We start from the raw sequence: 16263 nt of genomic DNA, 5'->3' as shown, positions 1-16263 counted from the left end.
TGGCCCGGGGTGGGGCCCGGTACTGTATTGGGGTGGGGCCCCGTTTTGGGGGGGGGTTGGGGCCGGTCATTGCCCGGGGGGGGGCCCCCCCCGGGCGGGGGGGGGGGCCCACACCCCTGTCCATGACCCTTTCGGTTCCGGTGCCGGTACGGGCCCGGAACCGGTCCCCGCGCCGGCCGTCCCGGGGCACCGCCCGGGTGTCCCGGCGCTCGCGCACCGCCGGACCGGGGCCCGGCGGTGGGCCGGGCCGCGGGTGCCCGGCGGGCGCCGGGCACCGTGTCACCGGCCGGCGAGCGCCCGGTCCTGGGCCCCGGCCGCGGCGCTCGCCGCAGCGGACGCCTCCGGGACCTCCGCGGCGGGTCCGCCGGGCTCGTCGGGGGCGGCGGCGGCCGGCTCCCGGCCCCGCTCGCGCTGCGCCAGGAAGACCCGCAGGACCGCGATCCACACCAGGCACGAGCCGAACATGTGGGCGCCGACGACCACCTCGGGCAGGTGCGTGAAGTACTGCACGTAGCCGATCACGCCCTGGCCGAGCAGCACCACGAACAGCTCCACCACGGTGCGGCGGGTGGCCGCGGGGGCGCCGACCGCCCGCAGGGTGAACCACAGCGCGACGGTGAGCCCCACCACGATGTAGACGAAGTCCACGTGCAGCTGGGTGATCTCCTGCCAGTCCAGCGGGATGCGGTGCACCTTCTCCGCGTCACCGGCGTGCGGTCCGGAGCCGGTCACCACGGTGCCGATCACGATCAGCGCCGCGGTGGCCGCCAGCAGCACCCAGGTCAGCTGCCGGACCGGCCGGGCCACCAGGTCGCGCGGCGGCGCGTCGCCCTCCCGCACCCGCTGCCAGGTCAGCACGGCCACCGTGAGCAGCGCGGTGGAGAGCAGGAAGTGCGAGCTGACGATGTACGGGTTGAGGCCGGTGAGCACCGTGATGCCGCCGACCACCGCGTTGCCCATGACGATCCAGAACTGGATCCAGCCCAGCCTGGTGAGCGAGTGGCGCCAGGGCCGGTGGCACCGGGCGGCGAGGATCACCACGCCGACGACCGCGGACAGCACGTAGGTCAGCAGGCGGTTGCCGAACTCGATGACGCCGTTGATGCCCATCGCATGTGTCGGGGCCAGGCTCTCCTCGGTGCACGTCGGCCAGGTCGGGCAGCCGAGCCCGGACTGGGTGAGCCGGACGGCACCACCGGTCACGACGATGACCACGGCCATCACCACGGCGGTCATGGCCGCCCGGCGCACGAAGCGTTCGGAGGGCTGCCAGCGGCGGGCGAGCAACTCGAAGGGGTTCAGCGAATTCGGCACGGACCCATCGTAGGCGGGAGCTTGTGCAGCTTTTCACGAGGGGTGGGCCGACGCGGTCCGCGCGCTCCGGGAAGGGGCACGGGCGGGGTGCCGGGAGGCGCCGGCGGGGGGCGCGGCGGCCGGGCCCGCGGCGGTGCCGCGGGCCCGGCGGAGGGTACCGCGCCCGGCGGCGGGCGGCCTCACTCCCAGCGGAAGAAGCGGGCCGCCGCCGCCAGGCCCAGCACCGCCCACCCGGCGAGCACGCCCAGCTCGGCCCACGGCATCCCGGCGCCGTCGCGGAGCACGTCCCGCAGCCCGTCCGACAGGGCCGCGATCGGCAGCAGCCGGAGCACCGGCTCCACCGCGTCCGGGAACTTCTCCAGCGGCACCATCACCCCGCCGCCGACCAGCAGCAGCAGGAAGACCAGGTTGGCCGCGGCCAGCGTCGCCTCGGCCTTCAGGGTGCCGGCCATCAGCAGGCCCAGCCCGGAGAAGGCCGCGGTGCCCAGCAGCAGCAGCGCGAGGACCGCGAGCGGACTGCCGTGCGGCGACCAGCCGAGCGAGTACGCGATGGCCACCAGCAGCGCCACCTGCAGCGCCTCGGTGACCAGGACCGAGCAGGTCTTGGCGGTCATCAGCGCCCAGCGCGGCAGCGGTGAGGCGCCCAGCCGCTTCAGTACCCCGTACCGCCGCTCGAAGCCGGTCGCGATGGCCTGGCCGGTGAAGGCGGTGGACAGCACGGCCAGCGCCAGCACGCCGGGGGTGAGGAAGTCGACGGCCTCGCCCTCGCCGGTGTCCACGATGTCGACGGTGCCGAACAGCAGCAGCACCAGGGCCGGGATGATCACGGTGAGCAGCAGCTGCTCGCCGTTGCGCAGCAGCATCCGGGTCTCCAGCGCGGCCTGCGCGCGGATCATCCGCGGCAGCGGGGCGGCGCCGGGCCGGGGGGTGAAGGTGCCGGTGGTGGTCATCCGCGCAGCTCCTTGCCGGTCAGTTCGAGGAAGACGTCCTCCAGGGTGTGCCGCTCGACGGAGATCCGGTCGGGCAGTACGCCGTGCTGTGCGCACCAGGAGGTGACGGTGGCCAGCAGCTGCGGGTCGACCTTCCCGGTGATCCGGTAGCTGCCGGGGGCGGACTCGGCGGCGGCGGTGTCCGCGGGCAGCGCCTTGAGGAGGGAGGCCAGGTCCAGGGCGGGCCGGCCGGTGAAGCGCAGGGTGTTCTCCGCGCCGCCCCGGCACAGCTGCTCCGGGCTGCCCTGGGCGATCACCTTGCCGGCGTCGATGATCGCGACGTCGTCGGCGAGCTGCTCGGCCTCGTCCATGTGGTGGGTGGTGAGCACGACGGTGACGCCGTCCCGCCGCAGGTCGCGGACGAGGTCCCAGGTGGCGCGGCGGGCCTGCGGGTCGAGGCCGGCGGTGGGTTCGTCGAGGAAGACCAGCTCCGGGCGGCCGACGACGGCCATCGCGAGGGCGAGGCGCTGCTGCTGGCCGCCGGAGAGCCGCCGGTAGGTGGTGCGGCCGCAGGAGCCCAGCCCCAGCCGGTCGATCAGCATGTCCACGTCCAGGGGGTGGGCGTGCAGCCGGGCGGTGTGCCGCAGCATCTCCTCCGCGCGGGCCCCCGAGTACACGCCGCCGGACTGGAGCATCACCCCGATCCGGGGCCGCAGCGCGGCGGCGTCGGCGACCGGGTCGAGCCCGAGCACGCGGACGGTGCCCGAGTCGGGTCCGCGGTAGCCCTCGCAGATCTCCACGGTGGTGGTCTTGCCCGCCCCGTTGGGGCCGAGTACGGCGGTGACGGCGGAACGGGCGACGGACAGGTCCAGCCCGTTCACCGCGGTCTTGGTTCCGTACCGTTTGACCAGGCCGACGACCTCGACGGCGGGCACCTCCCGGTCGCGGCCGGGGGAGGGCTCTTCTCGCATGCCGGGCAGTCTACGAAGCGGGCGCGCCGGGCGGGGCGGCAGGTCGAGGAGGCGTCCGCGGAGTGATCGTTTCCGCAGGTCAGGTTAGGTGTACCTAAGTGATGCACCCCACCGTGGTCCTCCCATCGGCGGCTTGTGTCCCTCCGGAGAATTACGCAACAATGGCGTTGTGAAATACGCGAGCGAGGACCGGAAGGGACGCGCGGCCAAGCCGGTCGCGGGCCCCCGCGCGTCCACGCCGGGCGGCACCGCCGCCGCCGCGTCCGCGGACGAGCAGCAGGGCACCCGCAACCGGGTGGCCCGCTCCATCCTCGACCACGGCCCCTCCACCGCCGCCGAGCTCGCGCTCCGGCTGGAGCTCACCCAGGCGGCCGTCCGCCGTCACCTGGACGCACTGGTGGCCGAGGGCGTGGTGGAGCCGCGGGAGAAGCGGGTCTACGGAGCCCGCAGCCGGGGCAGGCCCGCCAAGAGCTTCGCGCTCACCGACTGCGGCCGGGACGCCTTCGAGCAGGCCTACGACCAGCTGGCGGTGGACGCGCTGGGCTGGATCGCGCAGAGCGCGGGCGGCGGGGCGCGGGGCGAGGCCGCGGTGGCCGCGTTCGCCCGGGCCCGGCTCGCCGCCCAGGCGGAGGGGTACCGGCAGGCGGTCGAAGCGGCGGACCCCGCCCGACGGGCCGAGGCTCTCGCCGGCGCCCTCACCGCGGACGGGTACGCTGCCACGGCGCGCAGCGCGCCCAACTCGTCCCAGGGTGAGCAGCTCTGCCAGCACCACTGCCCGGTCGCCCACGTCGCCGAGCAGTACCCGCAGCTGTGCGAGGCGGAGACCGAGGTCTTCTCCCGCCTGCTGGGGACCCATGTGCAGCGTCTCGCCACCATCGCCCACGGCGACGGTGTGTGCACGACGTTCATTCCGCGCGGCGGAGCACAGTCCGCGAACACCAGTCAGACCACCACAGCACCATCTACCAGCACGGCCGGGAGGAACCCCGAATGACTCTCCCCACGGAGACTGCTCACCCCGAGCTCGAGGGTCTGGGCAACTACGAGTACGGCTGGGCCGACTCCGACATCGCTGGCGCAGCGGCGAAGCGGGGCCTGTCGGAGGAGGTCGTCCGCGACATCTCGGCGAAGAAGTCCGAGCCGGAGTGGATGCTGAAGCTGCGGCTGAAGGGTCTGAAGCTCTTCGGTAAGAAGCCCATGCCGACCTGGGGCTCCGACCTCACCGGTATCGACTTCGACAACATCAAGTACTTCGTCCGCTCCACCGAGCAGCAGGCGGCCTCCTGGGAGGACCTGCCCGAGGACATCAAGAACACCTACGACAAGCTGGGCATCCCGGAGGCGGAGAAGCAGCGCCTGGTCGCCGGTGTCGCCGCGCAGTACGAGTCGGAGGTCGTCTACCACCAGATCCGCGAGGACCTGGAGGAGCAGGGCGTCATCTTCCTGGACACCGACACCGCGCTCAAGGAGCACCCGGAGCTCTTCAAGGAGTACTTCGGCACCGTGATCCCGGCGGGCGACAACAAGTTCGCCTCGCTGAACACGGCCGTGTGGTCCGGCGGCTCCTTCATCTACGTGCCGAAGGGCGTGCACGTGGAGATCCCGCTCCAGGCCTACTTCCGGATCAACACCGAGAACATGGGCCAGTTCGAGCGGACGCTGATCATCGTCGACGAGGACGCCTACGTCCACTACGTCGAGGGTTGTACCGCGCCGATCTACAAGTCGGACTCGCTGCACTCCGCGGTCGTCGAGATCATCGTGAAGAAGGGCGGCCGCTGCCGCTACACGACCATCCAGAACTGGTCGAACAACGTCTACAACCTGGTCACCAAGCGCGCCGTTGCGTACGAGGGCGCGACCATGGAGTGGGTCGACGGCAACATCGGCTCCAAGGTCACCATGAAGTACCCGGCCGTCTACCTGATGGGCGAGCACGCCAAGGGCGAGACCCTGTCCATCGCCTTCGCGGGCGAGGGCCAGCACCAGGACGCGGGCGCCAAGATGGTCCACATGGCCCCGAACACCTCCTCCAACATCGTCTCCAAGTCGGTGGCGCGAGGCGGCGGCCGCACCTCCTACCGCGGTCTGATCGAGATCGGCGAGGGCGCCGAGGGCTCCAAGTCCAACGTGCTCTGCGACGCGCTGCTGGTGGACACCATCTCCCGCTCCGACACCTACCCCTACGTGGACGTCCGTGAGGACGACGTGTCGATGGGCCACGAGGCGACGGTGTCCAAGGTCAGCGACGACCAGCTCTTCTACCTGATGAGCCGCGGACTCTCCGAGGACGAGGCCATGGCGATGATCGTGCGGGGCTTCGTGGAGCCGATCGCGCGTGAGCTGCCCATGGAGTACGCGCTGGAGCTCAACCGGCTGATCGAGCTGCAGATGGAAGGCGCGGTCGGCTGACGCCGACGGTCCCTTCCCTGCCCCGCAGTCCGGGGCGACAGACGCGAACGCAACACGAGGCAGAGAGAGAGCAGTACGACAGCCATGGCTGAAATCATTCCGGCCGGCAGCACCACCGACGGTGCGATCCAGGTGGGCGGCCAGCCCGCCGACGCGCGGGTCAGCGCCCCCGCCTCGTACGACGTGGCGGACTTCCCGGTGCCGCACGGCCGTGAGGAGGAATGGCGCTTCACTCCGCTGGAGCGCCTGCGGGGCCTGCACGACGGCTCCGCCGTCGCCGACGGCGGCGTCAAGGTCGAGGTGACCGCGCCCGAGGGCGTCACCGTGGAGACCGTCGGCCGCGACGACGCGCGCCTGGGCAAGGCCGGGAAGCCGGTGGACCGGGTCGCCGCGCAGGCGTACAGCTCCTTCGAGAAGGCCTCCGTGGTCACCGTCGCCAAGGACGCCGTGCTGACCGAGCCGGTCCGCATCGCCGTGCACGGTGAGGGCGGCACCGCCTACGGCCACCAGCTGGTCGAGGTCGGCGCCTTCGCCGAGGCCGTGGTCGTCATCGACCACACCGGTGACGCCACCCTCGCCGCGAACGTCGAGTTCGTGGTGGGGGACGGGGCCAAGCTCACCGTGGTCTCGGTCCAGGACTGGGCGGACACCGCCGTGCACGCCGCCCAGCACACCGCGCTGGTCGGCCGCGACGCGTCCTTCAAGTCGGTGGTGGTGACCTTCGGCGGCGACCTGGTCCGGCTGCACCCGCGGGTCGTCTACGGCGCCCCCGGCGGTGAGGCCGAGCTGTACGGCCTGTACTTCACCGACAACGGGCAGCACCAGGAGCACCGCCTCTTCATCGACCACGACACCCCGCACTGCCGCAGCAACGTCGCCTACAAGGGCGCGCTGCAGGGGCAGGACGCGCACGCGGTGTGGATCGGCGACGTGCTCATCCGGGCGGCCGCCGAGGGCACCGAGACCTACGAGCTCAACCGCAACCTGGTCCTCACCGACGGCGCGCGGGTGGACTCGGTCCCGAACCTGGAGATCGAGACCGGCGAGATCGTCGGCGCCGGCCACGCCTCGGCCACCGGCCGGTTCGAGGACGAGCAGCTGTTCTACCTGATGGCGCGCGGCATCCCGGCCGAGGAGGCCCGACGCCTGGTGGTCCGCGGCTTCTTCGCCGAACTCGTCCAGCAGATCGGTCTGCCGGACGTGGAGGAGCGGCTGATCGCCAAGATCGAGGCAGAGCTGGAGGCGTCCGTAGCATGACCGCCGCCTTCGTTCGCGCCTGTGCGCTGAGCGAGCTCGAGGAGGACACCCCGAAACGGGTCGAGCTCGACGGCACCCCGGTGTCCCTCGTCCTGACCGAGGGCGAGGTGTTCGCGATCAACGACATCTGCTCGCACGCGAACGTCTCCCTCTCCGAGGGTGAGGTGGAGGACTGCTCCATCGAGTGCTGGCTGCACGGCTCCAGCTTCGACCTCCGCACCGGCAAGCCCTCCGGCCTGCCCGCGACGCGCCCTGTCCCCGTATACCCCGTAAAGATCGAAGGAGACGGCCCAGACGCTTCTGTGCTCGTCTCCGTCACCCAGGAGTCCTGAGGCACCCATGGCAACGCTTGAGATCCACGACCTGCACGTCTCCGTCGAGGCCGAGAGCGGCCCCCGCGAGATCCTGCGCGGCGTCGACCTGACCGTGAAGCAGGGTGAGACCCACGCCATCATGGGCCCCAACGGCTCCGGCAAGTCCACCCTGGCGTACTCCCTGGCCGGGCACCCGAAGTACACCATCACCGGCGGCACCGTGACCCTCGACGGCGAGGACGTCCTGGAGATGTCCGTCGACGAGCGCGCCCGGGCCGGCGTCTTCCTCGCCATGCAGTACCCGGTCGAGGTCCCCGGTGTCTCCGTCTCCAACTTCCTGCGCACCTCCGCCACCGCGATCCGCGGCGAGGCGCCGAAGCTGCGCACCTGGGTGAAGGAGGTCAAGGAGGCCATGGAGCGTCTCCAGATGGACCCCGCCTTCGCCGAGCGGAACGTCAACGAGGGCTTCTCCGGCGGTGAGAAGAAGCGCCACGAGATCCTCCAGCTGGAGCTCCTCAAGCCGAAGATCGCGATCCTCGACGAGACCGACTCCGGCCTGGACGTCGACGCGCTGCGGGTGGTCTCCGAGGGCGTCAACCGGGTCCGCGAGTCCGGCGAGGTCGGCACCCTGCTGATCACCCACTACACGCGCATCCTGCGCTACATCAAGCCCGACCAGGTCCACGTCTTCGCCGCGGGCCGGATCGCCGAGTCCGGTGGCCCGGAGCTCGCCGACAAGCTGGAGGCCGAGGGCTACGAGGCATATGTGAAGGGTGGCGCCACCGCATGACACAGCTGCCGGGCCTCCTCGACACCGAGGCGATTCGCAAGGACTTCCCGATCCTGGACCGCGTGGTCCACGACGGGAAGAAGCTCGTGTACCTGGACAACGCGGCGACCTCGCAGAAGCCGCGCCAGGTGCTCGACGTGCTGAACGAGCATTACGAGCGGCACAACGCCAACGTTCACCGCGGCGTGCACGTGCTCGCCGAGGAGGCCACGGCGCTGTACGAGGGCGCCCGCGACAAGATCGCCGCCTTCGTCAACGCTCCGAGCCGCGACGAGGTGATCTTCACCAAGAACGCGTCGGAGTCGCTGAACCTCGTGGCCAACATGCTCGGCTGGGCCGACGAGCCCTATCGGGTGGACAGCGAGACCGAGATCGTCATCACCGAGATGGAGCACCACTCCAACATCGTGCCGTGGCAGCTGCTGGCGCAGCGCACCGGCGCGAAGCTGAAGTGGTTCGGTCTCACCGACGACGGCCGGCTCGACCTGTCGAACATCGACCAGATCATCACGGAGCGGACCAAGGTCGTCTCCTTCGTGCTGGTCTCCAACATCCTCGGCACGTTCAACCCGGTCGAGGCGATCGTGCGCCGCGCCCAGGAGGTCGGCGCCCTCGTGGTGATCGACGCCTCCCAGGCCGCCCCGCACATGCCGCTGGACGTCCAGTCCCTCCAGGCCGACTTCGTGGCGTTCACCGGCCACAAGATGTGCGGCCCGGACGGCATCGGCGTCCTGTGGGGCCGCCAGGAGCTGCTGGAGGACCTGCCGCCGTTCCTCGGCGGCGGCGAGATGATCGAGACCGTCTCGATGCACTCCTCCACCTACGCTCCCGCGCCGCACAAGTTCGAGGCCGGTACGCCCCCGATCGCGCAGGCCGTGGGCCTGGGCGCGGCGGTCGACTACCTCACCTCGATCGGTATGGACCGGATCGCCCAGCACGAGCACGCGATAACGGGGTACGCCCTGGAGCGCCTGCGCGAGGTCCCGGACCTGCGGATCATCGGCCCCACCACGGCCGAGGACCGCGGCGCGGCGGTCTCCTTCACGCTCGGCGACATCCACCCGCACGACGTGGGCCAGGTCCTCGACGAGCTGGGCATCGCGGTCCGGGTCGGTCACCACTGTGCCCGCCCGGTCTGCCTCCGCTACGGAATTCCGGCGACCACGCGAGCGTCGTTCTATCTGTACTCCACGCCGGCCGAGGTGGACGCCCTGGTCGACGGCCTGGAGCACGTTCGCAACTTCTTCCGGTAGGGGCTGCCTCGTGAAGCTGGATTCGATGTACCAGGACGTCATCCTGGACCACTACAAGCACCCGCACGGCCGCGGGCTGCGGGACGGTGACGCCGAGGTCCACCATGTCAACCCGACCTGCGGTGACGAGATCACGCTGCGGGTGCGGTACGACGGTGAGAGGATCGAGGACGTCTCCTACGAGGGCCAGGGGTGCTCGATCAGCCAGGCCAGTGCCTCGGTACTCAACGAGCTGCTGGTCGGCAAGGACCTGACCGAGGCGCGCACCATCCAGGAGACCTTCCTGGAGCTGATGCAGTCCAAGGGCCGCATCGAGCCCGACGAGGCGATGGAGGAGGTGCTGGAGGACGCGGTCGCGTTCGCCGGCGTCTCCAAGTACCCGGCGCGGGTGAAGTGCGCGCTGCTGAGCTGGATGGCCTGGAAGGACGCCACCGCCCAGGCACTGGGCGAGAACGCTGCGAGGAAGACCGCATGAGCGACAGCACCGACACCACCGCCGAGACCCCCGCGGCCACCGCCGCCCCGGGCCTCACGCCCGCGACGGAGGAGGAGATCCGCGAGGCGCTGTACGACGTCGTCGACCCCGAGCTGGGCATCGACGTGGTCAACCTCGGTCTGATCTACGGCGTCCACATCGACGACGCCAACATCGCCACCATCGACATGACGCTGACCTCGGCGGCCTGCCCGCTGACCGACGTCATCGAGGACCAGGCGAAGTCGGCCACCGAGGGCCTCGTCAACGAGCTGCGGATCAACTGGGTCTGGATGCCCCCGTGGGGCCCGGACAAGATCACCGACGAGGGGCGCGAGCAACTCCGCGCACTCGGGTTCAACGTCTGAGAGACGGACGGCGGACCCGGCCCCCGGCAGCCCGGGGCCACCGGACGCGCCGCCTCCCCGGGCCCGGCGGAACGATTCGCCGGGGGTCGGGAGACCTCCAGCGTGACGACGGCCCCGCCACCCCATCGGGGGTGGTGGGGCCGCCGTTCGGGCTGTGCTGGGCACCTCACCGCCGGTGATCCGTAACCACCGCCGGTGAACGGCGTTGGGTCCGGCGTGGGAGACAGTGGCCGCCCGCCGCAGGGCAAGACCTTTCTGGAGAAGGCCGCGATCGTGGTCGCGCCCGGCTCGGTCATCTTCGCGATGCTGTACTACCTGGGCCGCACCCGGGTGAACGCCTACTACTCGGTGTTCGGGATCTCCGTGACCGAGCTGGGACTGTCCACCGAGGAGTTCCTGCTCGCCAGCCCCAACGCCACCTTCTTCCCGCTGTGGATCCTGCTGCTGGCCGGACTGCTCGGGCTGATGGGCTTCGCCGTGCTCGACCGGCGGCTGGCCCGCACCGAGGCGTCCCGGTCCCGGCGGCGGATCTACCGGGCGGCCGCGGTGACGGGCGCGGTGCTCCTGCTGTTCTCCTTCGTCGCCGTCTACGTCCGGCCCGGCTGGTACGTGGCACCGCTGCTCGGGGGGCTGGGGGCGGCGGCGGCCATCTTCGGGCTGGCGCTCCGGCGGGGCGGCTCGCGGGCCGCCGCCGAGGGGCCGGCCCCCGGCGGGCCGGGCGCCGGCCGGGAGCGGCTGCGCACCCTCGTCGGCGCGGTGCTGGTGGCCATGCTGACCCTGTGCGTGTTCTCCGGGGTGGCCTGGTACGTGCACCGGGAGGGCCGGGCGGTGGCGCTGCGCGAGCTCAGGGAAGGGCTGGACGACCGGCCCAGCGTGCGGGTGTACGCCGCCAGGCCGGTGTTCGGCATCCCCGAGCGGCTGCTGGAGAAGTACCAGCCCTACCGCTACGTGTACGACCGGTTCGCCGTGCTGACCACCTCGAGCACCCGCTACTACCTGGTGCCCCGGACCCCGCCGGTGCGGCGGCTGGTGACCGTCCGGCGGGACGACCCGGCGCTGCGGGTGGAGGTCGAACAGGCGGTCATGAAGCGGGGCCGGTGACCTCCGGTTCCGGCGCGGACGGCTCCGGCGGCGACGGCGGGGTGTCCGGTTGCGGTTCGACGGGGGGCTCGGTGGTGGGACCGGTGGGCCCGTCGGTGACGCCGCCGGTGGGGCCGGTCGGCCCGGTGGGCCCGGTGGGCCCGGTGGGCCCGGTGGGCCCAGGCGGTGTGGTGCCCCCCGGGGACCGGGTGGTGGTGTCGCCGTTCCCGGGCAGCGCCACCGCGGTGACCGCGGCCCGGATGTCCGGGGCCGTCCCGTCGAACTCCACCACCAGCTCCGCGGTACTGCTGCCCGCGGTGGCCGGGACGAAGCGGAACAGCACCTGGCAGGACTTGCCGGGCTCCAGCGTCTTCCCCGAGCACCCGTCGTACGGTTTGCTGATCTCCCCCTGCCTGACCGCCCTGGCCGGCGCGCCGGCCGAGGACCGCTCGCGCATGGCGGTGTCCTCCACCTTCTGCGACCGTTCCGTCTCGTTGCGGATCTCGGCCGCCAGCTCCGCCTTGTCGCCCGCCTTCACCTCGGGGAACTCGGGTTCGCCCTTCGTCGGCTCCCGGCTGTCGGTGGAGAACTCCACCTCGGACCGCTTGGCACCGCTCTCCACCTCGGGCAGCGCCGAGCCACCGGAGGGGGAGCAGCCGGGCAGCGCCAGCACCACCCCGGCCAGCAGCGGCACCGCGAACCGGCGGCCGGCGGTCCGGTGGCGCCCAGGCCGGCCGCCGGCGCGGGAGTGTGCCCTGGCACCGGACATGAGATTCCTCCGCTTCCGTCTCTCGCGCACCGCGGTGGCCCGGTCGTCGGTCCCGATGTGCCGATCGAGCCTCGCACGCCGGTACGCACCGGACGGGCAGCCGCCACGCCGGGCAGCCGCCGATCACCCGGCCAGGCGCACCCGTACCGGGCACCGGAACCGCTCCCCGGCCGGGGGCGCCGGGCGAGCCGGGCACCTCGGTGCCCGCTCAACGAGACCGGTTCGCCTCGGGCGGCCCGGTCCGGTTAGCGTTCGGACATGACCGACGCAGCAACCACCACCCCGAACCCCCGCACCACCGGTGCCGTCGCCGCCGGCCTGGCCACCGTGGCCGCCGACGGCACCGTCCTGGACACCTGGTACCCCGCCCCCGAGCTGGTCGCCGAGCCCGGCCCGTCGGGGACCGAGCGGCTGTCCGCCGAGCGCGCCGCCGAACTCCTGGGCGAGGCCGCCCCGCGTGCCCTGGGCACCGACCCGCGCCGCGGGGTCGAGGTCGTGGCCGTGCGTACCGTCATCGCCGCCCTGGACGACAAGCCGCTCGACGCGCACGACGCCTACCTGCGCCTGCACCTGCTCTCGCACCGGCTGGTGCGCCCGCACGGCCAGAGCCTCGACGGCATCTTCGGCCTGCTGGCCAACGTCGCCTGGACCAGCCTCGGGCCGGTCGCCGTGGACCAGGTGGAGCGGGTCCGGCTCGCCGCCCGTGCCGAGGGGCTGCAGCTCAATGTGACCAGCATCGACAAGTTCCCGCGGATGACCGACTACGTCACCCCGACCGGGGTGCGGATCGGCGACGCGGACCGGGTGCGGCTCGGTGCCCACCTGGCGGCCGGCACCACGGTGATGCACGAGGGCTTCGTCAACTTCAACGCCGGGACGCTGGGCACCTCCATGGTGGAGGGACGGATCAGCGCCGGGGTCGTGGTCGGTGACGGCTCCGACATCGGTGGCGGGGCGTCGATCATGGGCACCCTCTCCGGCGGCGGCAAGCAGACCATCTCCATCGGCGAGCGCTGCCTGCTCGGCGCCGAGGCCGGTATCGGCATCTCGCTCGGCGACGAGTGCATCGTGGAGGCCGGCCTGTACGTCACCGCCGGCACCCGGGTGTCGCTGCCGGACGGTGAGGTCGTCAAGGCGGTGGAGCTCTCCGGGGCGAACAACCTCCTCTTCCGCCGGAACTCCACCAGCGGTGCGGTCGAGGCGCTGCCGCGCACCGGCTCCTGGGGCGGCCTCAACGCGGTGCTGCACAGCAACGACTGAGCCCCGCCCGCCGGCTGCCCCGACGGCCCGCGCCGGATCACCGGCGCGGGCCGTCGGGGAATGCGCGCGGTCCGGCGAGCCGGGCCGGGCCGGAGGGATGCCGCCGGCTTCCCGTGCCGTGTCCCGGCCGGGCCGGCCGGGGCGGGGATCGGGCGGGGCCGGCCGGGGACGGGCGTCAGTCGCCGTCGGCCAGCTCCCGGTAGGCGCGGAGCAGCCGGTCGGTCTCCGCGCTGTCGGCGCACCTCAGCGGCGCCCGGACCGGCCCGGAGGGGAGGCCGAGGGCGCCCAGCAGCGCCTTGGCGGTGACCGTGCCCGGCAGGCCGGAGCACATCATCAGCTCGCAGAGCGGCAGGGCGCGCCCCTGGAGCCGGGCCGCCTCCGCGGTGCCGCCCGCGTCGTAGGCGTCCCACACCGCGCGCAGCCGGGCACCGGCCACGTTGGCGACCGTGCTGACGTATCCCACCCCGCCCACCGCGCGCAGCGGCAGGTGCAGCTCCTCGGCGCCCGCGTAGAAGGCGAGCGGGGTGCGGGAGATCACCTTGGCGCTGTGCAGCAGGTCGTACCCGCAGTCCTTCACCCCGGCGATCCGCGGGTGCTCGGCCAGGGCCAGCATGGTCTCGGTCTCGATGCGGGTGCCGGTGCGGGCCGGGATGTCGTAGAGCATGACGGGGATGCCGACGGCGTCGGCGACGGTCCGGAAGTGGTCCGCCACGGCGTCCTGCGGCGGGCGGCTGTAGTAGGGGGTGACCACCAGCAGGCCGTGCGCGCCCGCCCGTTCGGCGGCCCGGGACAGCTCGACCGTGTGCCGGGTGTCGCTGGTGCCGACCCCCGCGGTGATCCGCGCCCGGTCGCCGACCGCCTCCACCACGGCCCGGACCAGCGCCTCCTTCTCGGCGTCGGTGGTGGTGGGCGACTCGCCGGTGGTGCCGTTGAGCACCAGGCCGTCGCACCCGCCGTGGTCCACCAGACGCACCGCGAGCTCCTGGGCCGCGGCCGGGTCGAGCCGGCCGTCGGCGGTGAAGGGGGTGACCATGGCGGCGTTGGTACGGCCGAACGGGCCCAGGGACATGGTTGTCACACTCCGTGCGTCGAGGGGTTCTCCGCCGGATTCTGGGCCCGTACCGCCGTGCAGGTCTATTTAAATGTGCTGGTCGGACAGTTGAGACTTGCTACGGCTTGATCCGCACCACCTGCGGGTCGTGGTCGCTGGCCTGGTCGGCGAACTCCGCGTTGACGTGCACGATGTCGTAGTCGACCTTGCGCAGGTGACGGCTGGTCAGCATGTGGTCGAGCACCTGCGAGTTGCCGTTGTAGACATAGCCGTAGCGCTCGTCGCGCGGCAGCCGGTTCACCAGGTCGGTGAGCACCCCGCCGTCGGTCAGTGTCCTCAGGGCGGGGGAGAACTGGTAGTCGTTGAGGTCACCGGCGACCACCACGTCGGCCCGCGGGTCGATCGCCAGCAGCTCCTTGACGAAGGTGTTGACCGCCTTCGCCTGCTCCCCGCGCTGCTTCTCCGAGCCGCGGGCGGGCGGCTGGAAGCGGCTGTCCAGACCCTGGTCGCCGCCCTTGGAGTTGAAGTGGTTGGCGATCACGAACACCGGGCGGCCGCGGAAGGAGAACTCGCCGACCAGCGGCTTGCGGCTGTCGGTCCAGGCGCTGTCGGCCGGGGCGATCCGGCCGGGCGAGACGGACAGGCCGGCCGTGCCGCCGTTGTCGACCGCCCGCACCGCGGTGGTCGCGTCGCCGCCCGGGACGTCGGTGAAGGACACCCGCTCGGGGTTGTACAGGAAGGCCACCCGGATGTTGCCGCCGGGCTGGCCGCCGTCCTGGTCGTCGACCGGGTCGATCTGCCGCCACCGGTAGGCGGGGCCGCCGGCCGCGGCGATGGCGTCGGTCAGCTTCTTCAGCGTGGCGTCGGCGCCGGTGACCGCGTCGTTGGTGGCGCCGTTGTCGTCCTGGACCTCCTCCAGCGCGACGATGTCGGGGGAGGCCAGGTTGGTCACCAGGGCCTGGGCGAGCCGGTCGAACTTGGCCTGCGCGGTCCGGGCCGAGAGGTTCTCGACGTTGTAGGTGGCCACCGCCAGTTCGTCCGCGGACTGCCGGCGGGTGGTCTCCCGCTCCCGGCCGCCGTCGGTCACCTCGCCCAGCCGGGTCGCCTGGATCTCGTAGCCGCCGAAGTTGTCGTAGTCCAGCGGCCCCTCGGTGGCGCCGGTCAGCTCGTCGCCGACGTCCGCCACCGGGAACGGGGTCTGCGCGTAGGGGATGAGGGAGGCGACCTTCACCCGGCCCGGGTTGGGGTCGCGGTAGGAGTCGTACAGCACGCCGCCGCCGGCGGTGCGGTGGTGCCGCGGTTCGGCGGTGACCCACAGCTCCTTGTGCTCGCTCGTGGCGCCGGTCACCGGGACGTCGCGGACGGCGACCGCCATGCCCTCCAGGGACTCGTAGCGGTCCAGGGCGTAGGAGCGCGGGCGCAGTTCCAGCCCCTCGATGCTGCCGCCGTCCGCCTCCGGGGCGTACCGGTCGGGCACCGTCGACGGCCTGAGCACGAAGGCGGCCGGCAGCGCGTTGCCCGAGGAGGTCACCGTCCAGCTCGCCTTGGTGAGCTCGGTGACCGACTGCAGCCCGGCGTCCGCACCGCCGGGGTAGTACTCGGTGACCGTGCCGGAGACCTCCACCGCGTCGCCGACCGCGACCGAGGGCGTGCCGGAGCCGGTGAAGACGAAGATGCCCTCGCTGGTCGCGGCGGACCGGTCGGGGCGCGTGTCCTGGATCCAGAAGCCACGCGCGGAGCCGAAGGCGCGCACGGCGGTGACCGTGCCGGGCACCCCGGTGACCTGCCGGCCGACGAGCGGGGATATCCGGGTGTCGCCCTGGATGTCGTGGATGCGGATCTCGTCGGCGGAGGCGGGCTGCGGGGCGGCCAGCAGGCCGGCCGCGAGGGCCGAGGCGACGACGGCGGTGAGGGCGGCGGGTCTGCGCAGGGCGCGAGCGGACATGGGTGGAAGCCTCCGAGGGGGGTGGGAAAGGGGGGAATTGACCTCTACGCGCGTCAATCTCTTGCGTGAGCATGG

At 72.4% G+C, this 16263-nt stretch carries 16 protein-coding genes; 10 read left to right on the top strand and 6 right to left on the bottom strand.

The window, feature by feature from the left end; all coding sequences use genetic code 11:
* Window positions 1–279: 279 nt before the first annotated feature.
* The 3 genes from ACH4B3_RS28475 to ACH4B3_RS28465 form a co-directional block, all read right to left on the bottom strand.
* Window positions 280–1314 carry a heme A synthase gene (locus tag ACH4B3_RS28475; RefSeq protein ID WP_398467544.1) on the bottom strand — a complete coding sequence of 345 codons (1035 nt, stop codon included), beginning with the start codon at window positions 1312–1314 and terminating at the stop codon, window positions 280–282.
* Window positions 1315–1493: 179 nt separating this feature from the next.
* The gene (locus ACH4B3_RS28470) at window positions 1494–2264 is read right to left on the bottom strand and encodes an ABC transporter permease (RefSeq protein ID WP_398467542.1); all 771 of its coding nucleotides are present in this window, start codon (window positions 2262–2264) and stop codon (window positions 1494–1496) included.
* Window positions 2261–3214: an ABC transporter ATP-binding protein gene (locus tag ACH4B3_RS28465; protein ID WP_398467540.1), complete on the bottom strand. Its 954-nt coding sequence runs from the start codon at window positions 3212–3214 to the stop codon at window positions 2261–2263. The genes ACH4B3_RS28470 and ACH4B3_RS28465 overlap by 4 nt, the downstream gene beginning before the upstream one ends.
* 169 nt (window positions 3215–3383) lie before the next feature.
* Between ACH4B3_RS28465 and ACH4B3_RS28460 the strand changes: the two genes are divergently transcribed.
* The 9 genes from ACH4B3_RS28460 to ACH4B3_RS28420 all read left to right on the top strand — a co-directional run bounded on the left by ACH4B3_RS28460 (window position 3384) and on the right by ACH4B3_RS28420 (window position 11184).
* Entirely contained in the window at window positions 3384–4208 is an 825-nt protein-coding gene (locus ACH4B3_RS28460; protein ID WP_398467538.1) for a helix-turn-helix transcriptional regulator, read from the top strand.
* Complete coding sequence (gene sufB, locus ACH4B3_RS28455; protein ID WP_398467536.1) at window positions 4205–5626, top strand: Fe-S cluster assembly protein SufB; 1422 nt, start codon at window positions 4205–4207, stop codon at window positions 5624–5626. The genes ACH4B3_RS28460 and sufB overlap by 4 nt, the downstream gene beginning before the upstream one ends.
* Window positions 5627–5710: 84 nt before the next feature.
* Window positions 5711–6883, top strand: a complete 1173-nt coding sequence (gene sufD, locus ACH4B3_RS28450) for a Fe-S cluster assembly protein SufD (RefSeq protein ID WP_398467534.1) — start codon at window positions 5711–5713, stop codon at window positions 6881–6883.
* Entirely contained in the window at window positions 6880–7215 is a 336-nt protein-coding gene (locus tag ACH4B3_RS28445) for a non-heme iron oxygenase ferredoxin subunit (protein ID WP_197987984.1), read from the top strand. Before sufD ends, ACH4B3_RS28445 begins: the two co-directional genes overlap by 4 nt.
* Before the next feature lie 7 nt (window positions 7216–7222).
* Window positions 7223–7987, top strand: a complete 765-nt coding sequence (gene sufC, locus ACH4B3_RS28440) for a Fe-S cluster assembly ATPase SufC (protein ID WP_398467532.1) — start codon at window positions 7223–7225, stop codon at window positions 7985–7987.
* Entirely contained in the window at window positions 7984–9240 is a 1257-nt protein-coding gene (locus ACH4B3_RS28435; RefSeq protein ID WP_398467530.1) for a cysteine desulfurase, read from the top strand. Before sufC ends, ACH4B3_RS28435 begins: the two co-directional genes overlap by 4 nt.
* Window positions 9241–9250: 10 nt before the next feature.
* The gene (gene sufU / locus ACH4B3_RS28430; RefSeq protein WP_398467528.1) at window positions 9251–9715 is read left to right on the top strand and encodes a Fe-S cluster assembly sulfur transfer protein SufU; all 465 of its coding nucleotides are present in this window, start codon (window positions 9251–9253) and stop codon (window positions 9713–9715) included.
* Window positions 9712–10083: a metal-sulfur cluster assembly factor gene (locus tag ACH4B3_RS28425; protein WP_398467526.1), complete on the top strand. Its 372-nt coding sequence runs from the start codon at window positions 9712–9714 to the stop codon at window positions 10081–10083. The genes sufU and ACH4B3_RS28425 overlap by 4 nt, the downstream gene beginning before the upstream one ends.
* A 216-nt stretch (window positions 10084–10299) precedes the next feature.
* Window positions 10300–11184 carry a hypothetical protein gene (locus tag ACH4B3_RS28420; protein WP_398467524.1) on the top strand — a complete coding sequence of 295 codons (885 nt, stop codon included), beginning with the start codon at window positions 10300–10302 and terminating at the stop codon, window positions 11182–11184.
* On the opposite strand, the gene ACH4B3_RS28415 is transcribed toward ACH4B3_RS28420, so the two are convergent.
* The gene (locus ACH4B3_RS28415) at window positions 11165–11932 is read right to left on the bottom strand and encodes a hypothetical protein (RefSeq protein WP_398467522.1); all 768 of its coding nucleotides are present in this window, start codon (window positions 11930–11932) and stop codon (window positions 11165–11167) included. The genes ACH4B3_RS28420 and ACH4B3_RS28415 overlap by 20 nt on opposite strands.
* A gap of 258 nt (window positions 11933–12190) precedes the next feature.
* Between ACH4B3_RS28415 and dapD the strand changes: the two genes are divergently transcribed.
* Entirely contained in the window at window positions 12191–13192 is a 1002-nt protein-coding gene (dapD, locus tag ACH4B3_RS28410; protein ID WP_398467520.1) for a 2,3,4,5-tetrahydropyridine-2,6-dicarboxylate N-succinyltransferase, read from the top strand.
* A gap of 175 nt (window positions 13193–13367) precedes the next feature.
* Here dapD and dapA read toward each other — a convergent pair whose 3' ends face one another.
* Window positions 13368–14261, bottom strand: a complete 894-nt coding sequence (dapA, locus tag ACH4B3_RS28405; protein ID WP_398467624.1) for a 4-hydroxy-tetrahydrodipicolinate synthase — start codon at window positions 14259–14261, stop codon at window positions 13368–13370.
* A 100-nt stretch (window positions 14262–14361) separates the two neighbouring features.
* Window positions 14362–16188 carry an endonuclease/exonuclease/phosphatase family protein gene (locus ACH4B3_RS28400; protein ID WP_398467518.1) on the bottom strand — a complete coding sequence of 609 codons (1827 nt, stop codon included), beginning with the start codon at window positions 16186–16188 and terminating at the stop codon, window positions 14362–14364.
* Between the last annotated feature and the right edge of the window lie 75 nt (window positions 16189–16263).

Origin of the sequence: Streptomyces sp. NPDC018031 (assembly GCF_044327625.1) — a bacterium.
In the GTDB taxonomy this organism is placed as follows: Bacteria; Actinomycetota; Actinomycetes; order Streptomycetales; family Streptomycetaceae; genus Streptomyces.
The sequence above is the reverse complement of the archived record's forward strand: the minus strand, read 5'-3'. Positions and strand labels throughout refer to the sequence as shown.

What these genes read in the sequence shown, in the direction of transcription:
- ACH4B3_RS28470 (WP_398467542.1), bottom strand. Translation starts at nt 2,264, where the DNA reads ATGACCACCACCGGCACCTTCACCCCCCGGCCCGGCGCCGCCCCGCTG.
- ACH4B3_RS28465 (WP_398467540.1), bottom strand. Translation starts at nt 3,214, where the DNA reads ATGCGAGAAGAGCCCTCCCCCGGCCGCGACCGGGAGGTGCCCGCCGTC.
- sufB (WP_398467536.1), top strand. Translation starts at nt 4,205, where the DNA reads ATGACTCTCCCCACGGAGACTGCTCACCCCGAGCTCGAGGGTCTGGGC.
- sufD (WP_398467534.1), top strand. Translation starts at nt 5,711, where the DNA reads ATGGCTGAAATCATTCCGGCCGGCAGCACCACCGACGGTGCGATCCAG.
- ACH4B3_RS28445 (WP_197987984.1), top strand. Translation starts at nt 6,880, where the DNA reads ATGACCGCCGCCTTCGTTCGCGCCTGTGCGCTGAGCGAGCTCGAGGAG.
- sufC (WP_398467532.1), top strand. Translation starts at nt 7,223, where the DNA reads ATGGCAACGCTTGAGATCCACGACCTGCACGTCTCCGTCGAGGCCGAG.
- ACH4B3_RS28435 (WP_398467530.1), top strand. Translation starts at nt 7,984, where the DNA reads ATGACACAGCTGCCGGGCCTCCTCGACACCGAGGCGATTCGCAAGGAC.
- ACH4B3_RS28425 (WP_398467526.1), top strand. Translation starts at nt 9,712, where the DNA reads ATGAGCGACAGCACCGACACCACCGCCGAGACCCCCGCGGCCACCGCC.
- ACH4B3_RS28415 (WP_398467522.1), bottom strand. Translation starts at nt 11,932, where the DNA reads ATGTCCGGTGCCAGGGCACACTCCCGCGCCGGCGGCCGGCCTGGGCGC.
- dapD (WP_398467520.1), top strand. Translation starts at nt 12,191, where the DNA reads ATGACCGACGCAGCAACCACCACCCCGAACCCCCGCACCACCGGTGCC.
- dapA (WP_398467624.1), bottom strand. Translation starts at nt 14,261, where the DNA reads ATGTCCCTGGGCCCGTTCGGCCGTACCAACGCCGCCATGGTCACCCCC.
- ACH4B3_RS28400 (WP_398467518.1), bottom strand. Translation starts at nt 16,188, where the DNA reads ATGTCCGCTCGCGCCCTGCGCAGACCCGCCGCCCTCACCGCCGTCGTC.